Annotated in this window: 22 protein-coding genes; 19 read left to right on the forward strand and 3 right to left on the reverse strand. The window is 68.6% G+C overall.

The window, feature by feature from the left end:
* Window positions 1-6: 6 nt before the first annotated feature.
* The gene (gene hmpA / locus DFP85_RS01950) at window positions 7-1,176 is read right to left on the reverse strand and encodes an NO-inducible flavohemoprotein (RefSeq protein WP_133634430.1); all 1,170 of its coding nucleotides are present in this window, start codon (window positions 1,174-1,176) and stop codon (window positions 7-9) included.
* A gap of 217 nt (window positions 1,177-1,393) precedes the next feature.
* On the opposite strand from hmpA, the gene norR reads away from it, so the two are divergent.
* Complete coding sequence (norR, locus tag DFP85_RS01955; protein ID WP_133634432.1) at window positions 1,394-2,965, forward strand: nitric oxide reductase transcriptional regulator NorR; 1,572 nt, start codon at window positions 1,394-1,396, stop codon at window positions 2,963-2,965.
* Between the two features lie 126 nt (window positions 2,966-3,091).
* Window positions 3,092-4,249: a cytochrome P450 gene (locus DFP85_RS01960; protein ID WP_133634434.1), complete on the forward strand. Its 1,158-nt coding sequence runs from the start codon at window positions 3,092-3,094 to the stop codon at window positions 4,247-4,249.
* Window positions 4,250-4,313: 64 nt separating this feature from the next.
* Here DFP85_RS01960 and DFP85_RS01965 read toward each other — a convergent pair whose 3' ends face one another.
* The gene (locus tag DFP85_RS01965; protein WP_279512911.1) at window positions 4,314-5,522 is read right to left on the reverse strand and encodes a cytochrome D1 domain-containing protein; all 1,209 of its coding nucleotides are present in this window, start codon (window positions 5,520-5,522) and stop codon (window positions 4,314-4,316) included.
* Window positions 5,523-5,529: 7 nt separating this feature from the next.
* Window positions 5,530-5,865 carry a c-type cytochrome gene (locus DFP85_RS01970; RefSeq protein ID WP_133634436.1) on the reverse strand — a complete coding sequence of 112 codons (336 nt, stop codon included), beginning with the start codon at window positions 5,863-5,865 and terminating at the stop codon, window positions 5,530-5,532.
* A gap of 356 nt (window positions 5,866-6,221) precedes the next feature.
* On the opposite strand from DFP85_RS01970, the gene DFP85_RS01975 reads away from it, so the two are divergent.
* The 17 genes from DFP85_RS01975 (at window position 6,222) to DFP85_RS02050 (ending at window position 22,403) form a co-directional block, all read left to right on the forward strand.
* A complete protein-coding gene (locus tag DFP85_RS01975; RefSeq protein ID WP_133634438.1) occupies window positions 6,222-7,952 on the forward strand; it encodes a nitrite reductase in 1,731 nt (576 codons plus the stop codon).
* Between the two features lie 57 nt (window positions 7,953-8,009).
* Window positions 8,010-8,510, forward strand: coding sequence for an AsnC family transcriptional regulator (locus tag DFP85_RS01980; protein ID WP_133634441.1), 501 nt, complete (start codon window positions 8,010-8,012; stop codon window positions 8,508-8,510).
* Window positions 8,507-9,040 carry a siroheme decarboxylase subunit beta gene (gene ahbB, locus DFP85_RS01985; RefSeq protein WP_166644571.1) on the forward strand — a complete coding sequence of 178 codons (534 nt, stop codon included), beginning with the start codon at window positions 8,507-8,509 and terminating at the stop codon, window positions 9,038-9,040. Before DFP85_RS01980 ends, ahbB (DFP85_RS01985) begins: the two co-directional genes overlap by 4 nt.
* Window positions 9,037-9,495: an Lrp/AsnC family transcriptional regulator gene (locus DFP85_RS18835; protein ID WP_166644572.1), complete on the forward strand. Its 459-nt coding sequence runs from the start codon at window positions 9,037-9,039 to the stop codon at window positions 9,493-9,495. Before ahbB (DFP85_RS01985) ends, DFP85_RS18835 begins: the two co-directional genes overlap by 4 nt.
* Complete coding sequence (ahbB, locus tag DFP85_RS18840) at window positions 9,470-10,027, forward strand: siroheme decarboxylase subunit beta (protein ID WP_166644573.1); 558 nt, start codon at window positions 9,470-9,472, stop codon at window positions 10,025-10,027. The genes DFP85_RS18835 and ahbB (DFP85_RS18840) overlap by 26 nt, the downstream gene beginning before the upstream one ends.
* A gap of 18 nt (window positions 10,028-10,045) precedes the next feature.
* Window positions 10,046-11,278, forward strand: coding sequence for a heme d1 biosynthesis radical SAM protein NirJ (nirJ, locus tag DFP85_RS01995; RefSeq protein ID WP_133634443.1), 1,233 nt, complete (start codon window positions 10,046-10,048; stop codon window positions 11,276-11,278).
* Window positions 11,279-11,298: 20 nt separating this feature from the next.
* A complete protein-coding gene (gene cobA, locus DFP85_RS02000; protein ID WP_133634445.1) occupies window positions 11,299-12,147 on the forward strand; it encodes a uroporphyrinogen-III C-methyltransferase in 849 nt (282 codons plus the stop codon).
* On the forward strand, window positions 12,144-13,727 hold the full coding sequence (locus DFP85_RS02005) for a nitrite reductase (protein WP_279512912.1): 1,584 nt from the start codon (window positions 12,144-12,146) through the stop codon (window positions 13,725-13,727). The genes cobA and DFP85_RS02005 overlap by 4 nt, the downstream gene beginning before the upstream one ends.
* 305 nt (window positions 13,728-14,032) lie before the next feature.
* A complete protein-coding gene (locus DFP85_RS02010; RefSeq protein WP_133634447.1) occupies window positions 14,033-15,247 on the forward strand; it encodes an NnrS family protein in 1,215 nt (404 codons plus the stop codon).
* Window positions 15,248-15,268: 21 nt separating this feature from the next.
* Window positions 15,269-15,658 carry a SirB2 family protein gene (locus DFP85_RS02015; RefSeq protein ID WP_424955070.1) on the forward strand — a complete coding sequence of 130 codons (390 nt, stop codon included), beginning with the start codon at window positions 15,269-15,271 and terminating at the stop codon, window positions 15,656-15,658.
* Window positions 15,659-15,720: 62 nt separating this feature from the next.
* Complete coding sequence (locus DFP85_RS02020; protein ID WP_133634449.1) at window positions 15,721-16,038, forward strand: carboxymuconolactone decarboxylase family protein; 318 nt, start codon at window positions 15,721-15,723, stop codon at window positions 16,036-16,038.
* A gap of 126 nt (window positions 16,039-16,164) precedes the next feature.
* Window positions 16,165-17,193 (forward strand): amino acid ABC transporter substrate-binding protein, encoded by a 1,029-nt coding sequence (locus DFP85_RS02025; protein ID WP_133634451.1) that lies wholly within the window; start codon window positions 16,165-16,167, stop codon window positions 17,191-17,193.
* A gap of 81 nt (window positions 17,194-17,274) precedes the next feature.
* Window positions 17,275-18,453 (forward strand): amino acid ABC transporter permease, encoded by a 1,179-nt coding sequence (locus DFP85_RS02030; RefSeq protein WP_133634453.1) that lies wholly within the window; start codon window positions 17,275-17,277, stop codon window positions 18,451-18,453.
* A 1-nt stretch (window position 18,454) separates the two neighbouring features.
* Entirely contained in the window at window positions 18,455-19,564 is a 1,110-nt protein-coding gene (locus tag DFP85_RS02035) for an amino acid ABC transporter permease (RefSeq protein ID WP_133634454.1), read from the forward strand.
* Window positions 19,565-19,622: 58 nt separating this feature from the next.
* Entirely contained in the window at window positions 19,623-20,351 is a 729-nt protein-coding gene (locus tag DFP85_RS02040) for an amino acid ABC transporter ATP-binding protein (protein WP_133634759.1), read from the forward strand.
* A 189-nt stretch (window positions 20,352-20,540) separates the two neighbouring features.
* Window positions 20,541-20,993 carry a c-type cytochrome gene (locus tag DFP85_RS02045; RefSeq protein WP_133634456.1) on the forward strand — a complete coding sequence of 151 codons (453 nt, stop codon included), beginning with the start codon at window positions 20,541-20,543 and terminating at the stop codon, window positions 20,991-20,993.
* 54 nt (window positions 20,994-21,047) lie between these two features.
* Complete coding sequence (locus DFP85_RS02050; protein ID WP_133634458.1) at window positions 21,048-22,403, forward strand: cbb3-type cytochrome c oxidase subunit I; 1,356 nt, start codon at window positions 21,048-21,050, stop codon at window positions 22,401-22,403.
* Window positions 22,404-22,405: the final 2 nt, after the last annotated feature.

A 22,405-nucleotide genomic window follows, 5' to 3' on the forward strand; every position in this document is an offset into this window, starting at 1 on the left:
CGGGTCTCAGGCGGCGTCGAGGGGGCGCGAGGGGCCGAAGTGCTCGTAGTGGCGACGCTCGCCGGGCACGCCCAGTTCGGCGAGCGCCCGGTCCACGGCGGTCATGAAGCCCTGGGGGCCCACGAAGTAGCAGCGGGCCCCTTCGGGAACCAGGCGGGCGAGCAGCTCGCGGTCGATCCGGCCGGTATGGTCGGCATCGTCGCCGCGCTCGTGGATGCTCACGGCCCGGAGCCGCTCCGGGTGAGCCTCGGCCAGGGCCGCGACCTCGTCGCGGAAGGCGTGATGCTCGGCGTCCAGGGCGGCGTGCAGGTAGACCACTCGGCGCCCCTGGGCCAGGGCATGGCGGGCCATGGGCAGCATCGGGGTCTGGCCGACGCCTCCGCTGGCCAGCAGCAGGGGCTCGTCACCCTCTTCCAGGGTCAGGTCGCCGGCGGGCGGCAGCAGCTCCAGGGTGTCGCCGACATCCATGGCATCGTGCAGGTGGCGGCTGGCACGCCCCTGTGGCTCGCGCTTCACCGAGATCCGGTAGTGGTCGCCGTTCGGCACGTCCGAGAGGCTGTAGTGCCGATAGACCGGCTCGCCGTCGATGGTCAGCCTGACGCCGATGAACTGGCCCGGCTGGTGATCGGCCACCGGGCCGCCGTCCTCGGGTTCCAGCACGAAGGAGCGGATCACCGCGCTCTCCTGGCGGGTCTCGGCGATACGGAAGCGGCGCGTGCCGCGCCAGCCGCCGGGTTGCTGCTCGAACTCCCGGTAGCGATGGTCTTCCAGTTCGATGAGCAGGCCGGCGAGCTCCTCGTAGAGGCTGCTCCAGGCCGCGGCGACCTCGGGGGTCACCGCCTCGCCCAGCACCTCGCCGATGGCGGCCATCAGGCACTCGCCGACGATGGGATACTGGTCGGGCTGGATGCCCAGGGAGACGTGCTTGCTGACCACGGTGGCCAGCACACCGCGTGCCTGCTGGGGATCCTGGCGCAGCCCCACATAGGCCAGCACGGCACCGGCCAGGGCCCTCGGCTGGCCGCCGTCCTGCTGGTGGGCCTGGTTGAAGAGCGGCTTCACCTGCGGATAGCGCTCGAACATCAGCGGGTAGAAGCGCTGGGTGATGGCATCGAGATGCTCGGCCACCACGGGGGCGGTGGCCGCGATCAACTGCTCCTGCTCTGTCGTCAGCATGGGAATCCTTCTGTCGGGGGGATGTTCTTGGTTTGGCCCCTCCCAGTCAGCAAGAGTCGTGCCACCCTGGCGACGGGCAAGATGTCGCAGCGCAGCATGACGGCCTCCATCGCCAACGCGTCCCCGGCGTTGGCACGGCACTCCAGGCCGGGCGATAGTGGCAAAGTGACACGATCTCTGTTGTCATGCTGACACCTGTTGTCGAAAACACAGTGCCATGACCGACTTCCTGCGCGCCTTGCGCGAACTGCTGGGTTGCCTGACTGAGCGGGCGCCGGACGCCTCCCTGGCCGACGAGTGGGATGCCCTGCTCCAGGCCCTGGTGGGCCGCTATCCTCTGGATGCCGCCACCCTGATGGTGATGGAAGACGGCGCCCTGCAGCCGGTGGCCGTGCTGGGCCTGCCCGGCGAGGTCCGCGGACGACGCTTCGAGCCGGTACAGCACCCCCGACTCGCCGCCATCGCCGCCCATCCCGGCGTGTGCCGCTTCCCGCCGGACAGCGACCTCCCGGACCCCTTCGACGGCCTGCTCGACGAGGACCTCAGCCAGGTGCACGACTGCCTGGGGGTGGCCCTGCGTGACGAGGGGCGACTGATCGGCCTGCTGACCCTGGACGCCCTCTCCTCCGGGGCGCTGCGGGACCTGGAGGAGGCGGAGCTGCTGGCCGCCGCGGAGCTGCTGGCCGTCTGCCTGCGCCTCGCGGAGCGCCTGGCGGAGACCCGCTCGCGGCTCAGCGAGGTACTGGGCGGCGAGGCGTCCGGCAGCGGGCTGCAGCAGTGGAGCAGCCCGGCCATGCAGCGGCTGATGACGGCCGTTGACCTGGTGGCGCCCACCGGGATGAACGTGCTGCTGCACGGCGAGACCGGGGTGGGCAAGGAGCGGGTGGCCCGCGAGCTGCATCGGCGGTCCCCCCGGCGCGGCGGCCCCCTGGTGCAGGTCAACTGTGCCGCCCTGCCCGAGAGCCTGATCGAGAGTGCCCTGTTCGGCCATCGGCGCGGTGCCTTCTCCGGGGCGGTGAAGGATCACCGCGGGCACTTCGAGATGGCCGATGGCGGTACCCTGATGCTCGACGAGGTGGGCGAGCTGCCGCTGGCCCTGCAGCCCAAGCTGCTGCGGGTGCTGCAGGAGGGGGAGATCCAGCCGCTGGGCAGCGAGCAGGCGCGGCGGGTGGATGTCCGGGTGATCGCCGTGACCAACCGCGACCTGGCCGCCGAGGTCGGGGCAGGCCGCTTCCGGGAGGACCTCTATCACCGCCTCGGCGTCTTCCCGCTGGAGGTGCCGCCGCTTCGCGAGCGCCCCGAGGATATCCCGCTGCTCGCCGGCCACTTCCTGGAGGACAACCGGGTGCGCCTCGGGGTGGCCAACTTGCGTTTCGCTCCCGAGGCCCAGGCGGCCCTGCTTGGCTGGCACTGGCCCGGCAACGTGCGCGAGCTGGAGCACGTGCTGGCCCGTGCCGCCCTGCGGGCCCTCGGCGAGCAGGAGGCGCTCACCGTGCCGGGCCAGCGGGCGGCGGTACTGCGCATCGAGCCGCGCCACCTCCAGCTGCCGCGCGGTGACGCCCCCGCGACGGCCGACACCCCGGCGGCACGCGGCATCGTCGGCGGTGAGGCAGAAGCCGGCGGCGGCCTGCGGGAGGCCACCGAGGCCTTCCAGCGGCGGCTGATCCGTGATGCCCTGGCCGCTCAGGGCGGCAACTGGGCGGCCGCCGCCCGGGACCTGGCGCTGGATCCCGGCAACCTGCACCGCCTGGCCCGCCGCCTGGGCCTCAAGTCGCGTCCCTGTGAATGAAGTGGCTGACATGCATCAATGCGCCTTTGGTCGAGGTGTGGTCGGATGGCCTCCCACCCGACGCATGATCGACACGGCGAGGCGCCGGGCGGCGAGTCCGACGCCTCGCGCCGACAAGGAGGCATGATGAGCGAGCCCCGCCACTCCGATTGGGACCCCCGGTCCGAGACCGTCCAGGCCGACCAGGTCGCCGCCTACGACGCGATGCGCCGCCGCTGCCCGGTGGCCTTCAGCGACTACCTGCAGTGGTCGCTCTTCCGTCACGCGGACGTGATGCGCGTGCTCGAGGACCACGAGACCTTCAGCAACGCGGCGAGCCGTCACCTCTCGGTGCCCAACGCCATGGACCCGCCCGAGCACACCCGCTTTCGGCGCCTCATCGAGCCCTATTTCGGCCCCGAGGCCATGGCCGAGTTCGCCCCGACCTGCCAGGCCATCGCCGAGGCCGTGGTGGACCGCCTGCCCGCCGACGGCGAGGTGGAGGCGATGACCGAGATGGGCCAGGACTTCGCCCTGGAGATCCAGTGCGCCTTCATGGGCTGGCCGACCCGCCTGCACGAGCCGCTGCGTGCCTGGGTGAGGCGCCAGCAGGCCGCCACCCTGGCGGGCGACCGCGAGGCACTGGGCGAGCTGGCGCTCGAATTCGACGGGGTGATCCGCGAGCTGCTGGAAAGCCGCCGCGAGGCCGGCGACGCCGCCCCGGACGACGTCACCACGCGGATCATGAACGAGACGGTGGAGGGGCGCGCACTGACCGACGAGGAGATCGTCAGCATCCTGCGCAACTGGACGGTGGGGGAGCTAGGCACCATCTCGGCGAGCATCGGCATCCTGATGCGCTACCTGGCGGCCCATCCCGAGCTCCAGGCTCGCCTGCGCGCCGACCATGGCTTGCTGCCGGCGGCCATCGACGAGATCCTGCGCCTCGATGCCCCGCTGATGTCCAACCGGCGCGTCGCCACCCGCCCGGTGGAGATCGGCGGCCGTCGCCTCGAGGCCGGCGAGCGCCTGACGCTCCTGTGGGGCTCGGCCAACCGCGACGAGGCGGTGTTCGGCGACCCCGACGAGGTGCGCCTGGACCGCGACCCAAAGGACAACCTGCTGTACGGGGCCGGCATCCACGTCTGCCCCGGGGCGCCCCTGGCGCGCATGGAGCTCAGGGACTTCATGGACGCGCTGCTCGACGCCACCGTCGATATCGCCCCGCTCCCGAGCCGTCCCGCGATACGCGCCCGCTACCCCGCCGGCGGCTACTCCGAGGTGCCTCTGCACGTGCGGCGCTAGTCACTAAGGACTCGTATCAGCGAGGGCGTCAGTGACAGGTCGTAGAGGGGCCGGGCCCCCTCTCTTACAACCCGATACGGTGCGCCCGGTCGGTAAAGAAGATGCCGCTGGGCGACTCGCTCTCGAGCCGGGCGACCTCCTCCAGGGTGCGGGTGTCGTAGACCACCAACCGGTCGCTGTCCCGGGCCGAGATCCATACCTGCTCGCCCCGGGGGGTGAACTCCATGTGCAGCACCGCCTCACCCGGTTCCAGAGTGGCAACGATCTCGCGGGACTCGGTGTCGATCACCTGCACCACATTGTTGTCGGGATGGGCGAAGTTGACCCATACCTGGCGCTCGTCGGGGCGGGACATCACGAAGATCGGCTGGCCGTGGACGGCAATGCGCTCCACCAGTGACCAGTCGTCACTATCGGCGAGGAGCACCTCGTGGCGGCCTACCGCCGGCAGCCAGGCCTCGTCGCCGGCCATCGCCCAGCCCTCCAGGTGGGGCATCTTGTAGACCGGCAGGCGCTCCTCGCCGCGGCCGTAGTCGGGCAGGATGCGCTGCACCCCCGCCTCCGGATGCCAGAGGTCGAGCAGTGCCAGGCCGTCCTCCCCGAACAGCCCGGCGATGTAGTAGCGCCCGTTGGGGCCGATCAGGGCGTCGTAGGGTGCCTCGCCGATATCGGTGAAGCGCGTCACCTCGGGGGCGCCCCCGCTCATGTCCACCATATGGATCTCGCCGGCCTCGAACAGGCTGTAGACGAAGCGGTTGCCGGGGGCATCCACCAGGCCCACCACCTTGGAGCGCTGTTCCTGGCCGTCCTCGTCCCGGTAGGTCGCCGGAATCTCCGCCACCTCCTCCAGGGTCTCGCTATCGAAGATCTTCACGCCGCCCGGCTCGTAGTTGGCCACCGCCACCAGGGCGCCATCCTGGGAGATGGCGCCACCGATGCTGTTGCCGGACTGCATCACCCGGTGGGTGATCTCGCCGGTGAGCAGGTCGACCCGGCTCAGCCCGCCGTCGCGGCCGAAGACAAAGGCGTAGCGGGCATCGCGGGAGAACTTCACCGAGGCGTGGGAGAGGTCGCCCAGTCCCTCCACCCGCTCGAGGATGCGGCGCTCGCTGGTATCCACCACCGCCAGGCTACCGGTGGCGCGCTCCACCACCACGCCGAGGTCGCCGGTGCCGCGCAGCTCGGTATTCGGGGTGGCCTGGCAGCCGGCCAGCAGGGCGAGCAGCGAGACGGCGGCGAGGGGCTTGCGAAGGGGGGCAGGCATCAAGGGCATGGCAGGGTCACTCTTCCAGGGGGTTGTCGTTCTGCAGGTGGTCGGCGAGCCAGCGCGCCTCCTCCTCGGTGAGCAGGCCTGCCCAGCCGGGCATGGCGGTGCCGGCGACGCCGTTGAGGATCAGCGCGGCCAGCCCGTCGCGGCTGTAGGCGTTCATGCGCGACTCGGGAAGCGCCGGGCCGAGGCCGCCGCGCAGGGTCATGCCATGGCAGGAGCCGCAGTCCTGGTAGAGCAGGGTCTCGAGCTCCTGCTCCCGCTCGTCGGAGAGCGAACCATCGGCCAGGGCGGCCACCGGCAGCCAGCAGAGCGCCATCAGCAGACGGCGGGGGACGGAAAGGGGCATGGCATCTCCTCGGGCGGGCCCGGTGTCGTGGCTGGAGGCAGTGTCACCGCTGGCGGCCGGGCGTGCCTTGACGGGGGTCAAAGCGTCGCCCTGCAGGGCCCATGAAGCATGATCCCTCCGGGCTCGCAATGTCTCTTTGGAGGTAGGCCGGAGCCCCTTTGACACAGGTCAACCTTGCCGGGGAAAGCGGCGTGGGAGCCGTTAAAGATGCATGAATTATACGCGTTAATGGGCCAATCTCTGGCGCAGGAAGGTCATCGGCCGTACAGCTTCGGGTGGCCATCCGGCGAACGACAACAATGACTCGCCCATGACCTGGCGACAGCGCATTCAAGGATCATGACAGAGGTGGAACGATGATGAAGAAAGACTGGTATCTCAAGCCCCTGGCGGTGGCGGTGACCACCGTCGCCCTGGGGATCAGTGCGGCCCAGGCTCAGGATGGCCACAAGGGTGTCGATGAGTCCAAGAGCGCCTACCAGGGCGCGCCGTCGGCCATGGACCCGAAGTCCGCCAAGGTGGTCACGTCTCCCGGTGCGCCGGACCTGACCGAGGCCGAGTTCGAGAAGGCCAAGGAGATCTACTTCCAGCGCTGCGCCGGCTGCCACGGCGTGCTGCGCAAGGGGGCCACCGGCAAGCCGCTGACCACCGATATCACCCAGGAGCGCGGCCTGGAGTACCTCAAGGCCTTCATCACCTACGGCTCCGCGGCCGGCATGCCCAACTGGGGCACCTCCGGCGACCTCACCGATGACGAGGTCGAGCTGATGGCCAAGTACGTCATGCACGAGCCGCCGGTGCCGCCGGAGTTCGGCATGCCGGAGATGATGGAGACCTGGGAGGTGAAGGTCGCACCGGAGGACCGCCCCACCGAGCAGATGAACGACCTGGACATCGAGAACCTCTTCTCGGTCACCCTGCGGGACGCCGGCCAGATCGCGCTGATCGACGGTGCGTCCAAGGAGATCGTCAAGATTCTCGACACCGGCTATGCGGTGCACATCTCGCGCATGTCTGCCTCCGGCCGCTACCTGTTCGTCATCGGCCGCGACGCCAAGGTCGACATGATCGACCTGTGGATGGAAGACCCGAGCATCGTCGCCACCATCAAGATCGGCATGGAGGCACGCTCCGTCGAGACCTCCAAGTTCGAGGGCTACGAGGACGACCTGGCGATCGCCGGCGCCTACTGGCCGCCGCAGTACGTGATCATGGACGGCGAGACCCTGGAGCCGAAGAAGATCGTCAGCACCCGCGGCATGACCGTGGACACCCAGGAGTACCACCCTGAGCCCCGCGTGGCGGCCATCGTCGCCTCCCACCAGCACCCCGAGTTCATCGTCAACGTCAAGGAGACCGGCAAGGTCCAGCTGGTGAACTACGAGAACCTGGATGCCCTCTCCATGGTGGAGATCGATACCTCCCGCTTCCTGCACGACGGCGGCTGGGACGCCTCGGGCCGCTACTTCCTCACCGCGGCCAACGAGTCCAACCAGATCGTGGTGATCGATGCCCAGGAGCGTGAGCTCGAGGCGATCGTCGACGTGGGCAAGATCCCGCACCCGGGCCGCGGCGCCAACTTCGTCGATCCCGAGTTCGGGCCGGTGTGGGCCACCAGCCACCTGGGCGACAACACCATCCAGCTGATCGGCACCGACCCGGAGGGGCATCCCGACAACGCCTGGCAGGTGGTACGCACCCTGGAAGGCCAGGGCGGCGGCTCGTTGTTCATCAAGACCCACCCGGAGTCCGACAACCTCTACGTCGACACCGCCCTCAACCCGGGCGAAGGGCCCAGCCAGAGCGTGGCGGTCTTCGATGTCAACGACCTGGAGGCCGGCTACGAGGTGCTGCCGATCGCCGAGTGGGCCGACGTGGGCGAGGGCGTGAAGCGCGTGGTGCAGCCGGAGTACAACCAGGCCGGTGACGAGGTGTGGTTCTCCGTCTGGAACACCATGGACGAGACTTCCGCCCTGGTGATCGTGGATGACGAGACCCGCGAGCTGAAGCACGTGATCAAGGATGAGCGCCTGGTCACGCCGACCGGCAAGTTCAACGTGATCAACACCCAGAAAGACATCTACTGATCGGGAACCGGCGGCGGGCGCAAGCCCGCCGCCACCCGCCGCAAGTGAGCTGTGCCGATGCATTGCCAAGCCCCGAAGAACCAAGCCCGAGACCTCGATACCCTGGATCGCCGCCTGATCGACAGCTACCAGCGTGGCCTGCCGGTCTGCACCCGCCCCTTCCACACCGTGGCCGAGCGCCTGGGCACCTCGGAGGCCGAGGTGATCGCGCGCCTGGAATGCCTGCAGGCCCGGGGCGTGCTGAGCCGGGTGGGGCCGGTCTTCGACCACGCCCGGGCCGGCGCCAGCCTGCTCGCCGCCGTGGCCGTGCCCGAGGCCGAGCGCGATGCCTTCGCAGAGCTCATCAACGCCGCCCCCGGCGTCAACCACAACTATGCCCGTGAACACGACTACAACCTCTGGTTCGTGATGACCGCGCCGGACGAGCCCGAGCTCGAGGCGCGGCTCGAGACCCTTGAGTCACGCCTGGGATTACCGATCCTGCGCCTGCCGATGCTGGAGGGCTTCCATATCGACCTCTCCTTCCCCATTCCCTGGGCCGAACTGGAGCGCACATGAGCACCGCGACCCCGCTGTCCCTCGATACCGCCCGCGCGCCGGGCGAGCCGGATGCCCACCGTCGCCTGCGCGCCCTGCTGGAGCAGGGGCTGCCACTCACCCCGAGGCCCTGGCAGGCCCTGGCCGAGCAGGCCGGCATGGCCGAGGAAGAGGTGATGGCCTGCGTGCGCCGCTGGCAGGCGGACGGCATGATCAAGCGCCTGGGGCTGGTGGTGCGCCATCGCCGCCTGGGGATCCAGGCCAATGCCATGGTGGTGTGGGACGTGCCGGACGAGCGGGTCGCCCTGGTCGGGCGCCGGCTCGCCCGGGAGACCGCGGTGACGCTCTGCTACCGCCGCCCGCGGCGCCTGCCCGACTGGCCCTACAACCTCTTCTGCATGATCCACGGTGCCCGCCGCGAGCGGGTGCTGGGGGAACTCGCCGCCATCGTCGAGCGCCTGGACCTGGGCGAGCTGGAGCACCGGGTGCTGTTCAGCACCCACGCCTACCGCCAGTGCGGCGGTCGCTACGTGCGGGAGGGGGCGGCATGACCCTGGAAGACCTCGACGCCGTCGATCGTCGCCTGATCAACTGCCTGCAGGAGGGCCTGCCCCTGGAGCCACGCCCCTATGCGGCGGTGGCCGAGACGCTGGGCATCGCCGAGGGCGACCTGCTGTATCGGCTGGAGCGCCTGCGCGAGGGCGGGGTGCTGAGCCGTTTCGGGCCCATGTACCACGCCGAACGGCTGGGCGGTGGCCTGACACTGGCGGCGCTGGCGGTGCCCGAGGCCGACTATGAGCGGGTCACTCAGGTGGTCAACGCCTTCCCCGAGGTGGCCCACAACTATCGCCGCGAGCACGCGCTCAACATGTGGTTCGTGCTGGCCACCGAGACGCCCGAGGCCATCGACGCGGCCATCGCCGGCATCGAGGCGGCCACCGGCCTGCCGGTCTACAACATGCCCAAGGAGGAGGAGTTCCATGTCCGTCTCCACCTGCCCGTCTAGGCCGGCCCCGGGTGGCGAGTTGCCGGAGCGCGACACCCGGGGACTCGACGCCGCCGACCGCGCCATCGTGCTGGCCACCCAGGCCGGCCTGCCGCTGGTCCCTGACCCCTGGGGGGCGGTGGGGCGCGAGGTGGGCCTCGACGGCGCCGAGGTGCTCGAGCGCATGCGGGCGATGCAGGAGCGCGGGGTGATCCGCCGGGTCGCGGCGGTACCCAACCACTACCGTCTCGGCTACGTGGCCAACGGCATGACGGTGTGGGACGTGGACGACGCCGAGGTCGAGCGCCTGGGCCGCGAGGTGGCCGCCATCGAGGGCGTCAGCCACTGCTATCGCCGCCCGCGCCACCTGCCCCACTGGCCCTACAACCTGTTCGCCATGCTCCACGGCCACAGCCGGGAGGAGGTCGAGCGCCAGGCCGCGGTGCTGCGCGAGCGCCTGGGCGAGGCGTGCCGCGACCATCGCATCCTCTACAGCTCGCGCATTCTCAAGAAGACCGGGCTGCGCCTGTCGCGCCGCGCCGGGCAAGCGTAACCAAGGCAGGAGAACGCCATGTTCCGCGTCACCCGCTATATCAAGAGCCTGATGGAACCGGCCCCCCTGGGTCATGAAACCATAGGGCCGGCACGCAAGCCGCCCGGCCCGGTGGTGATCTGGAACCTGATCCGCCGCTGCAACCTGACCTGCAAGCACTGCTACACCACCTCGGCGGACATCGACTTCGCCGGCGAGCTCTCCACCGCCGAAGCCCACGCCGTCCTTGACGACCTCGCTGCCTTCCGGGTGCCGGCGCTGATCCTCTCCGGCGGGGAGCCGCTGATGCGCCCCGACATCTTCGAGCTGTCGCGTCGCTCCCGGGAATTGGGGATCTACACCGGGCTCTCCACCAACGGCACCTTGATCACCGAGGAGAATATCGACGAGATCGCCGACGTGGGTTACGACTACGTGGGCATCAGCATCGATGGCCTGGAGGCCACCCACGACGTCATCCGCCAGCGCCAGGGCGCCTTTCGCGAGTCGATGCACGCGGTGAAGCTGTGCAAGGAGCGCGGCATCAAGGTCGGGCTGCGCTTCACCCTGACCCGCGAGAATTACGAGCAGCTCGGCGACATCCTGGCGCTGCTCGACGAGCACGACGTCGACAAGTTCTACCTCTCGCACCTCAACTACGGCGGCCGCGGCCGGCGTCACAGCAAGCAGGACGCCTGGTACCGCATGACCCGCGACGCCATGACCCGGCTCTTCGACCACTGCCGCGAGGAGCTCGAGCGCGGCGTGGAGCGCGAGTACGTCACCGGCAACAACGACGCCGACGGTCCCTTCCTGCTGATGTGGGCCCGGGAGCACTTCCCCGAGCAGGCCGAGGCCCTGGAGCAGCGCCTGCTCAACTGGGGGGGGAACGCCTCCGGCGAGCATATCGCCAACATCGACAACCTGGGCCACGTCCACCCGGACACCTTCTGGTGGGACCACGACCTGGGCAGTGTCCGCGAGCGGCCCTTCTCGGAGATCTGGCGCGATACCACCGACCCGCTGATGGTCGGTTTCCGCCAGCGGCCGCGGCCGCTCAAGGGACGCTGCGGCGAGTGCCACTTCCTGCCGATCTGCAACGGCAACACCCGGGTGCGGGCCTGGAAGGTCTCCGGTGACCCCTGGGAAGAGGATCCCGGCTGCTACCTGACCAACCGCGAGATCGGGGTCGAGGGCGCCGATGAGCGCCGTATCTCTGCCCCCTATGTCTCTCCACCCTATGAGGCCATCCAGGCCGTCGAAATCACCTGAGGCTTGCGAGGAGTATCGCCATGCCGTCACGTCGCGTTTCCTATGATCTCGCCGAGTCGCCCCTGGCGCCCGGCGAGGTGGCCATCGTCGGTGCCGGGCCCGGTGACCCGGGGCTTCTGACCCTGCGCGCCCTGTCGCTGCTCGAGCAGGCCGACTGTCTGGTCTTCGACCGCCTGGTCTCCCGCGAGGTGCTGGCCCTGGCGAGCCCCCGCGCCCGGCGCTTCTACGTGGGCAAGGCCTCGCGATGCCATGCCCTGACCCAGGAGGAGACCAACGCCCTGCTGGTGCGCCTGGCCGGGGAGGGCAAGCGGGTCGTGCGGCTCAAGGGCGGCGACCCCTACATCTTCGGCCGGGGGGGCGAGGAGGCCGAGGTGCTGATCGCGCACGGCATCCATTTCCGGGTGGTGCCGGGGATCACCTCCGCCCAGGGGTGTGCCGCCTATGGCGGTTTCCCGCTGACCCATCGCGACCACGCCCAGAGCGTCACCTTCGTCACCGGGCACTGCAAGGGCGACGGCGACCTGGCCCTGGACTGGACCTCCCTGGCGGTGCCCCATCATACGGCGGTCTTCTACATGGGGCTGGCCAACGCCGAGCTGATCAGCCGCAAGCTGCAGGACCACGGCCTGCCCGCGGACCATCCGGTGGCCCTGGTGGAGCGGGGCACCACCCCCGAGCAGCGCCAGGTGATCACCTGCCTGGGCGAGCTGGTCGAGACCATCGCCCGGGAGGGGCTCAAGCCGCCCACCCTGATCGTGGTGGGCGAGGTGGTGCGCCTGGCCGGCACCCTGGCCCAGCCGGCCCCCAGGGAGTCGACCTTCGCCGAGGGCGAGACCCTGGAACTGGTGCGGGAGCGGATTGCCCTGTGAAATGCGTCGTCTCCCTCCGGTTGTTCCTGCCGCCCCTGGCCGCCGCGCTGCTGGTCACGGCCATGGCCCCGGCCGGTGCCGACGATACCCGCGCGCTCTACCAGGCCCAGTGCGCCTCCTGCCATGGCGAGGAGCGCCTGGGCGGTATCGGCCCGGCGCTGCTGCCGGGCAACCTCTCGCGGCTCAAGCCTGCCGCCGCCGAGGCGGTGATCCGCGATGGGCGAGCGGCCAGCCAGATGCCGGGCTTCGGCGAGCAGCTCGATGACGATCAGATTCGCTCCCTGGCCGAGTGGATCTACCGGGAGCCCGAGGTCGAACCCATCTGGGGGCGCGACGAGATCCTCGCCAGCCACGAGGTCACCCATCCGGATGGAACCTTGCCGGATGTGCCGCGCTTCGACGCCGACCCGCTCAACCTCTTCATCGTGGTGGAGACCGGCGACCACCACGCCAGCCTGCTGGACGGCGACACCTTCGAGCGGATCCACCGCTTCGAGACCCGCTACGCCCTGCACGGTGGGCCCAAGTACACCCCCGACGGGCGCCACGTCTTCTTCGGCTCCCGGGACGGCTGGATCACCAAGTACGACATCTACAACATGGAGGTGGTGGCCGAGGTGCGCGCCGGCATCAACATGCGCAACATCGCCGTCTCCGCCGACGGCCGCTACGTGATGGCCGCCAACTATCTGCCCCACAGCCTGGTGCTGTTCGATGCCCACAACCTCGACCTGATGAAGGTCTACCCGGCGGTGGGCGAGGAGGGCGAGAGCTCCCGGGTCAGCGCCGTCTACGCCGCGCCGCCGCGAGGCAGCTTCATCGCCGCCCTCAAGGACCTGCAGGAGGTGTGGGAGATCCCCTGGCCGCTGCCCACCGAGCCGGTGGTCTCCACCGGCCATATGGCCACGCCGCTCGAGCAGCGCCGCGGGCATGACACGCCCAACTTCCAGGTGCGGCGCATCCCGGTGCCCGACTACCTGGACGACTTCTTCTTCGATCTCGACTACGAGCACGTCATCGGCGCCTCCCGAGGTGGGGAGAGTGACGGCCAGGGCGGCATGGTGGTGAACCTCGACAGCGGCGAGAAGGTGGCCGACCTGCCCCTGGAGGGGATGCCTCACCTGGGCTCGGGCATCACCTGGGAGCACGAGGGGCGCCGGGTGATGGCGACGCCCCACCTCACCCGGGCGGCGGTGTCGATCATCGACATGACCGACTGGACGGTGATCAAGACCCTCGAGACCGACGGCCCTGGCTTCTTCATGCGCAGCCACGCCAACTCGCCCTATGTCTGGGCGGATGTCTTCTTCGGCCCCAACCGCGACCGGGTCCATGTCATCGACAAGGCGAGCCTGGAGATCGTCGAGACGCTGATTCCCGAGCCCGGCAAGACCGCCGCCCACGTGGAGTTCGACCGCTATGGCGAGAAGCTGCTGCTCAGCCTCTGGGAGCAGGACGGCGCGGTGATCGTCTATGACGGCGATACCCTGGAGGAGGAGAAGCGCATTCCCATGAGCAAGCCCTCCGGCAAGTACAACGTCTGGAACAAGACGCGGTACGAGGAAGGCACCAGCCACTGAGTCGAAAAGCCGTCATTCCTTGCTGCGCTCGACGACCCACATGGAAGTGGGAAGTGCGTTGGTTCGTCGGGAACGAACCTAGGGATCCTGGCCGCCGGCGGTACCGGAACGCCGGCCCGGTCAAATCCTCATTGAGCCGCCAGTCAACTCCGGTTGCTCCGCTCCGGCGGCGGCCAGCCTCTCTTCGCTCGCGACAGGAATGAACGGCCTTTCTCATAAGAAGTATTCTTGATGCCTGTCATGGAAGGCGCGCCGGGAGTGGGGCACAATGGCCATAACCAAGCGTTTTAGTCGGGTATGGCGCCATGCAATCGACCTCCTCCTCTTCCGTCCGCTCCTCCACGCTGTCGCGCCTGCCGGTGGCGCGCCTGGCCTTTCGCCCCTTCTTCCTGCTGGCGGCGCTGTTCAGCGTGCTCTCGATGGGGGTGTGGCTCGCCTTCTGGCACGGCGACATCCTGCTGCGTCCCTTCGGTGGGCTGATGTTCTGGCACCAGCACGAGATGCTCTTCGGCTTCGCCGCCGCCGTGGTGGCGGGCTTCCTGCTCACCGCGGTGCAGAACTGGACCGGCCTGCCCAGCCTCAAGGGTGGCCCCCTGCTGGCGCTGGTCGGGGTCTGGCTGGCCGGGCGGCTGCTGATGGCCTTTCCCCTGGGCCTGCCGCCCTGGCTACCGGTGCTGGCCGACCTGGCGTTCCTGCCGGTGGTGGCGGGGGTCATGGCCCGGCTGGTGATCGCCGCGAAGCGCTGGCGCAACCTGGTCTTCCTGCCGGCCCTGGCGCTGCTGACGCTGGCCAACCTGGCCATGCACCTGGGGGTATTGACCGGCGACGCCGAGCTGATCCGCCAGGCCGCCTACCTGGCGGTGCTGCTGTTCACCCTGCTGATGGTGGTGGTGGGCGGCCGGGTGATCGCCATGTTCACCGCCAACCGCCTGGGCCTGACCCGCAAGCCGCCGATCCCGGCGCTGGAGTATGTGAGCCTCGGCAGCGTCATGGCGGTGGTGATGGGCCAGTTGCTGGTGATGCTCGGCGTGGCGATCCCCGACGCCCTGCTGGCGGCCCTGATGGGCCTGGCCGCCCTGGCCAACGCCGTGCGGCTGTCGCGCTGGGGAGGCCTTTACAGCTGGCGCGAGCCGCTGCTGTGGGGACTGCACCTGAGCTACGCCTTCATCCCCGTGGGCCTGGCGATGTGGGCCCTGGCGGTGCTGGGGACCTTCCGGGCCGAGCTGGCGGTACACGCCCTGACCATCGGTGGCATGGGCACCATGATGCTGGCAATGATGTCGCGGGTCTCGCTGGGCCACACCGCACGCCCCATCCGTACCCTGCCGGGCATCGGGGTGGCCCTGGGGCTGATGGTGGCCGCGGCCCTGCTGCGCTCGCCGGTGCTGGCGCTCTTTCCGCAGATCACCCACTGGACCTACAACCTGGGCATCATCTTCTGGTGTCTGGCCTACGGCATCTTCCTCGTCCACTATACGGGGCCGCTGCTGTCGGCCCGGGCCGACAGCAAGGACGGCTAGCCGCGGCCTGGGGAGCGCACCATGATCGAACACTATGTCCTGATCAAGCACCTGCACGTCACCGCCGCCACCCTGAGCATCCTCTTCTTCATGCTGAGGGCCTGGTGGTCGGTGCGCGAGGCGGCGGTCCTCAAGGCACGCTGGGTGAGGGTGGCGCCCCACCTTATCGATACCACCCTGCTGGTGCTGGGCGTGGTGCTGATGGTGATGCTCTCCGCCTGGCCCCATCAGCACCCCTGGCTGGCGGCCAAGCTGATCGCCCTGCTGGCCTACATCGGCCTTGGCACGGTGGCGATCAAGCGTGGCAGGACGCCGCGGACGAGGGCCGTCGCCGCCCTGGCCGCGGTGGCCACCTTCGCCTACATGCTGGGCGCGGCGATCCGCCACAGCCCACTCTCCTGGTTGGCGTGACGCAGGGGGCGGCCGTGCTGGCCTATACTGTCCCCGCCACTCTTCTTCAGAAGGACGATCTCATGTCGAAACAGGAACTTCCCGCCGGCGCCGGCCAGGTGGCCGAGCAGTATCCCGAAATCTGGGAGGCCTATTCCGAGCTGGGTCGGGCCTGTGCCGAGTCCGGCCCGCTGGACGCGCGCACACGGCGCCTGGTCAAGCTGGCGCTGGCCGTGGGCGCGCGCTCCGAGGGCGCCGTGCACTCCCATGTGCGTCGCGGCCTGGAGGAGGGCGAATCCGCCGCGGCCCTCAAGCAGGTGGCCATGCTGGCCATCCCCACCCTGGGCCTGCCCAGCGGCGTTGCGGCCCTGACCTGGATCGAGGACATCACCGACTCCTGACCCCGGCGGCCCCGGGGCCGCTGGGACAAGCGTTTAATCGCCGGCTGGCGACGAGGCTCCGAGGTCTGCTAGTTTCGAGTCTGCTGCATCAGCAACACTCGACATATCAGACCCTGGAGTCTTTTCATGCGGTACAACAACAAGACACTGCTCTCCCTTTCCGCCGCTGCCCTCTGCGTCGGCATGGTCTCGTCCGCCTCGGCGGCCACCCTGGACGAGGTGCAGGAGCGGGGCGAACTGCGCTGTGGCGTCAACGTCGGCCTCTCGGGCTTCTCCTCGCCCGATCAGGATGGCACCTGGCAAGGGCTGGACGTGGAGACCTGCCGCGGTATCGCCGCCGCCATCTTCGATGATCCCGAGGCGGTCTCCTTCACGCCGCTGACCGCCAAGGAGCGATTCACCGCCCTGCAGTCCGGCGAGATCGACGTCCTCTCGCGCAACACCACCTGGACCGCGACCCGCGACAACTCGCTGGGCCTGAACTTCACCGCCACCACCTTCTACGATGGCCAGGGCTTCATGGTCGCCAAGGACCTGGGCATCGAGGGCCCCGACCAGTTCGACGGCGCCTCGATCTGCATCCAGTCCGGCACCACCCACGAGCTCAACCTGGCCGACTACTTCCCCTCCCGCGGCATCGAGATCCAGACCGTCACCTTCGACACCCCCGACCAGACCGCCCAGGGCTTCGCCAGCGGCCGCTGCGACATCCTGACCTCCGACACTTCCCAGCTCAGCGCCCTGCGCCTGCAGCTGCCGGAGCCGGACAGCGTCGAGATCCTCGAGACGCTGATCTCCAAGGAGCCGCTCGGGCCCGTGGTGCGCCAGGGCGATGACCAGTGGCTGGACATCGTCCAGTGGTCGATCTTCGCCATGGTCAATGCCGAAGAGCTCGGGGTGAACAGCGACAACGTCGACGAGATGAAGGCCGATCCGCCCAATCCCCAAGTGGCCCGCCTGCTGGGCGTGGATGGCGACTACGGCGAGCAGCTGGGCCTCGATAACGATTGGGCCTACAACCTGATCAGCCATGTCGGCAACTACGGCGAGGTGTTCGCCAGCACCGTGGGTGAGGACTCCCCCATGCAGATCAGCCGTGGCGTGAACGCGCTGTGGAATGAGGGCGGCATCCTCTACGCACCGCCTATCCGCTGACCCATCCTGAACGTCCAATGACCGGGCACCACGCATGGCGACATGCGTGGTGCCGTTTCGGGTACGTCTGCGAGGCTCGTTATGCTGCGTTCTTCCTCACGGGAGCGGGGGCCGCTGTGGCGTGACCCCACATTCCGCGCCCTGCTGGTGCAGGGCATCCTGCTGCTGGCGCTGGGGGCATTCATCGCCATGGTGGTGTCCAACACCCTGGCCAACCTCGAGGCCCGGGGGATCACCACCGGCTTCGGCTTCCTCCAGGAGCGTGCCGGCTTCTCCATTCCCCAGACGCTGATCGAGTACTCCGGCGACAGCACCTATGCCCGCACTTTCGTGGTGGGGCTGCTCAATACCCTGCTGGTCTCCGCCATGGGCATCGTGGCGGCGACCCTGATCGGCTTCGCCGTGGGCATCGCCCGGCTGTCGCCCAACTGGCTGCTGGCCCGGCTGGCCAGCGCCTACGTGGAGATCTTCCGCAACATCCCGCTGCTGGTGCAGATCCTGTTCTGGTACTTCGCCGTGCTGCAGGCCCTGCCCAGCCCGCGCAACAGCCACTCGCTGTTCGAGGCGATCTTCCTCAACGTGCGCGGCGTGGTCCTGCCCGACCCCCAGGCGCTTCCGGGCTTCGCCGCCACCCCCTGGGCGCTGCTGGTGGCGGTGGTCGCCACCTGGTGGCTGGTGCGCTTCGCGAGGCGCCGCCAGGCAGAAACCGGCCGGCCGCTGCCGGTGTTCAAGCTGGGCGCCCTGCTGCTGGTCGGCCTGCCGCTCGCCACCTTCCTTGCCACCGGCATGCCCCTGGAGTGGTCCATCCCGGCGCTCAAGGGCTTCAACTTCCAGGGCGGCGTGACGATCCTGCCCGAGCTGATGGCGCTGTGGCTTGCGCTCTCCATCTACACCGCCTCCTTCATCGCCGAGATCGTGCGCTCGGGCATCCAGTCGGTGCCCCAGGGGCAGGTGGAGGCGGCCAAGGCGCTGAGCCTGCCCGCCGGCATCATCCTGCGCAAGGTGGTGATTCCCCAGGCGATGCGGGTGATCGTGCCGCAGCTGACCAGCCAGCACCTCAACCTGATCAAGAACTCCTCGCTGGCCACGGCGATCGGCTACCCGGACCTGGTGGCGGTGTTCTCCGGCACGGCGCTGAACCAGACCGGGCAGGCCATCGAGATCGTCGCCATGACCATGGCCGTCTACCTGCTGATCAACCTGGTGGTGTCCGCGCTGATGAACCTCTACAACGCGCGCACCCTGCTCAAGGAGCGGTGACATGGAAGCGACCTCGACCCGAACCGAGATGATTCCCGAGCGCCGAGCACCCGACATGCGCCGGGGGGCGATGGGCTGGCTGAGGGCCAATCTCTTCAATACGCCGCTCAACGGGGCGGTGACCCTGGTCACCGCCGCCCTGCTGGCCTGGCTGCTGTGGCCGGCGCTGCAGTGGGCGGTATTCCAGGCCGACTGGCTCGGCGACTCCCGGGAGGCGTGCAGCGGCGAGGGGGCCTGCTGGGTCTTCATCAGCGCCCGCTTCGAATCCCTCGTCTATGGCTTCTACCCCGCGGCCGAGCGCTGGCGGGTGGACCTGGTCTTCCTGCTGATGGCCGCGCTGGTGGCCTGGCTGGCCATCCCGCGCCTGCCCGCCAAGCGCTGGGTGGGGCTGTTCGCGCTGGTGGGCTTCCCCGTGGTGGCCTTCTTCCTGCTGGTGGGCGGTAGCTTCGGCCTCGAACACGTACCGACCCGCGACTGGGGCGGGCTGATGCTGACCCTGACCATCGCCACCGTGGGGATCGTCGGCTCGCTGCCCATCGGCGTGGTGCTGGCACTGGGACGCCGTTCGCAGATGCCGCTGGTGCGTGGCTTCTGCGTGGTGTTCATCGAGTTCTGGCGCGGCGTGCCGCTGATCACCGTGCTGTTCATGGCCTCGGTGATGCTGCCGCTCTTCGTGCCGACCCAGGTGGAGTTCGACAAGCTGCTGCGCGCCCTGGTGGGCATCATGCTGTTCTGGAGCGCCTACATGGCCGAGGTGGTGCGCGGGGGGCTCCAGGCCATTCCCGGCGGGCAGGAAGAGGCCGCCAAGGCGCTGGGCATGGGCTACTGGCAGCGCATGGCGCTGATCGTGCTGCCCCAGGCGCTCAAGCTGGTCATCCCCGGCATCGTCAACACCTTCATCGCGCTGTTCAAGGACACCTCCCTGGTGCTGATCATCGGGCTCTTCGACCTGCTGGCGATCATCCGCGCAGGGCTGACCGACAGCGACTGGCTGGGGTTCGCCACCGAGGGCTATGTCTTCGCGGCCCTGGTGTTCTGGGTGTTCTGCTTCAGCATGTCGCGCTACAGCCAGTACATCGAACGGCGCCTGCACACCGGCCACCGCAACTGACAACCACGAACGGGACTCTCTCATGAACCAGGCAAACGCCGCCCGCGCCGACTCGCCGATGATCGAGATCGCCGGGCTCAACAAGTGGTACGGCGACTTCCATGTGCTGCGCGACATCGACCTGACGGTGGCGCGGGGCGAGCGCATCGTCATCTGCGGCCCCTCGGGCTCGGGCAAGTCGACCCTGATCCGCTGCATCAACCACCTCGAGGAACACCAGGAGGGGCGCATCGTGGTCAATGGCATGCCCATGACCCGCGACGTGAAGCGCATCGAGCAGATCCGCCGCAATGTCGGCATGGTGTTCCAGCACTTCAACCTCTTTCCCCACCTGAGCGTGCTGGATAACTGCTGCATCTCCCAGACCTGGGTGCAGAAGAAGCCGCGCGCCGAGGCCGAGCGCACGGCGATGGAGATCCTCGAGCGGGTGCAGATCGCCGACCAGGCCCGAAAGTACCCGGGCCAGCTCTCCGGTGGCCAGCAGCAGCGGGTGGCCATCGCCCGGGCGCTGTGCATGCAGCCGGAGGTGATGCTCTTCGACGAGCCGACCTCGGCGCTGGACCCCGAGATGATCAAGGAGGTGCTCGATGTCATGGTCGAGCTGGCCCGCGACGGCATGACCATGCTCTGCGTGACCCACGAGATGGGCTTCGCCAAGACCGTGGCCGACCGGGTGATCTTCATGGACCAGGGACAGATCATCGAAGAGGCGCCTCCCGAGACCTTCTTCAACCACCCGAAGTCCGAGCGCACCCAGCTGTTCCTCGGCCAGATCCTCGGTCACTGAGCCCCTCCCGGGCGGCACCCCGTTCGGCTGTCGCCCACCTTCCTTCCCCGGAAATTGACCGGCGTCAAAGCCCCACCCCGTGCTCTGCTGCTACGCTTAACATGTATCTGCGATACATCTTAAAAGGGGCGCAGGGCTGCATGCCGCAAAGGGCGGCGGCACTGCCACACGAGCAAGGGGGTATGGTCCATGGCCGACGGTCTCACCAAGTCGGCGGCCCGCAACATCTTCTACGGCGGGTCGCTGTTCTTCTTTCTGCTGTTTGCCGCACTGACGGCTCACAGCCACTGGTACATGGTCAACACGTCCACCGACAGCGAGGGGCTCACCGAGTCCGTCAAGCACGGCAAGGAAGTGTGGGAAAAGAACATGTGCATCAACTGCCACAGCATCATGGGCGAGGGCGCCTACTTCGCGCCGGAGCTGGGCAACGTCTGGGAGCGCTACGGAGGACACCAGAACCCGGAGGCGGCCCGCGCGGGTCTCGCCGCCTGGATCCGGGCCCAGCCGCTGGGGGCCGAGGGGCGCCGCCAGATGCCGGCCTACGACTTCAGCGAGGAGGAGATGCAGGCGCTGATCGACTTCCTGGAGTGGACCGACGGTATCGACGACCAGGACTGGCCGCCGCATCCCGCCGGCTGAGCCGCCTGAACGCCGGATCGCCGGATCGCGGATAAATCAAGGAGAACGATACCGATGAAATACGAAACCCAGAAGGTGGCGCTGCCATTCTTCATGGTGGCCATGGCGCTCTTCGCGCTGCAGGTCGTCTTCGGGCTGCTGGCCGCCACCGTCTATGCCTGGCCCAACTTCATGGCCGAGCTGATGCCCTTCAACATCATGCGCGTCAGCCATACCAACCTGCTGATCGTCTGGCTGCTGCTCGGCTTCATGGGCTGCACCTACTACCTGATGCCGGAAGAGGCCGAGCAGGAGATCCACAGCCCCACCATCGCCTACATCCAGCTGGCGATCTTCGCCTTCGCCGGGGCCGCGGCGCTGGTCGGCTACCAGTTCGGGATCCACGAGGGGCGCGAGTTCCTGGAGCAGCCGTTCTGGGTCAAGGTGCTGATCACCATCTCCTTCCTGATGTTCCTGTTCAACACCAGCATGACCCTGCTCAAGGGCCGCCGAACCGCCATCAACCTGGTGCTGATGCTGGGCCTGTGGCTGGCCGCGGTGTTCTGGCTGTTCGCCTTCTACAACCCCACCAACCTCGCCGTGGACAAGCTCTACTGGTGGTGGGTGGTGCACCTCTGGGTCGAGGGGGTCTGGGAGCTGATCATGGCGGCGCTGCTGGGCTACCTGCTGATCAAGATGACCGGCGTCGACCGCGAGGTGATCGAGAAGTGGCTCTACATCATCGTCGGCCTGTCGCTCTTCTCGGGCCTGCTGGGCACCGGCCACCACTACTACTGGATCGGCGCGCCGAGCTACTGGCAGCCCATCGGCAGCATCTTCTCCACCCTGGAGGTGATCCCCTTCTTCGCCATGGTGGTGTTCGCCTTCACCATGTTCTGGAAGGGCAGCCGTAACCACCCCAACAAGGCCGCCATGCTGTGGGCCCTGGGGTGCCCGACCGTGGCCTTCTTCGGCGCCGGCGTGTGGGGCTTCATGCACACCCTGCACTGGATCAACTACTACAGCCATGGTACCCAGGTCACCGCCGCCCACGGCCACCTGGCCTTCTACGGGGCCTACGTGATGCTGATCCTCGGCGTCATCACCTTCGCCATGCCGCAGCTGCGCCGCGTCCAGCCCTACAATCAGGTGCTGAACATGTGGGGCTTCTGGGTCATGACCGGTGCCATGTGCTTCATGACCTTCACGCTGACCTTCGCCGGTGTCGTCCAGACCCACCTGCAGCGCGTGCTGGGCATGAACTACATGGAGGTGCAGGACCAGCTCGGCCTCTTCTACATGATGCGCCTGGGCGCCGGTATCGCGGTGGCCGTGGGGGCGGTGATGCTGATCTACGCCTTCTTCGGCCCGGCCCGCGAGCAGGTGCCGGCCGGTGGCACCCAGCTGACCGCAGGCCCCGAGCGCGCCTGACA

The sequence above is a fragment of the Halomonas ventosae genome (assembly GCF_004363555.1).
GTDB classification, from domain to species: Bacteria; Pseudomonadota; Gammaproteobacteria; order Pseudomonadales; family Halomonadaceae; genus Halomonas; species Halomonas ventosae.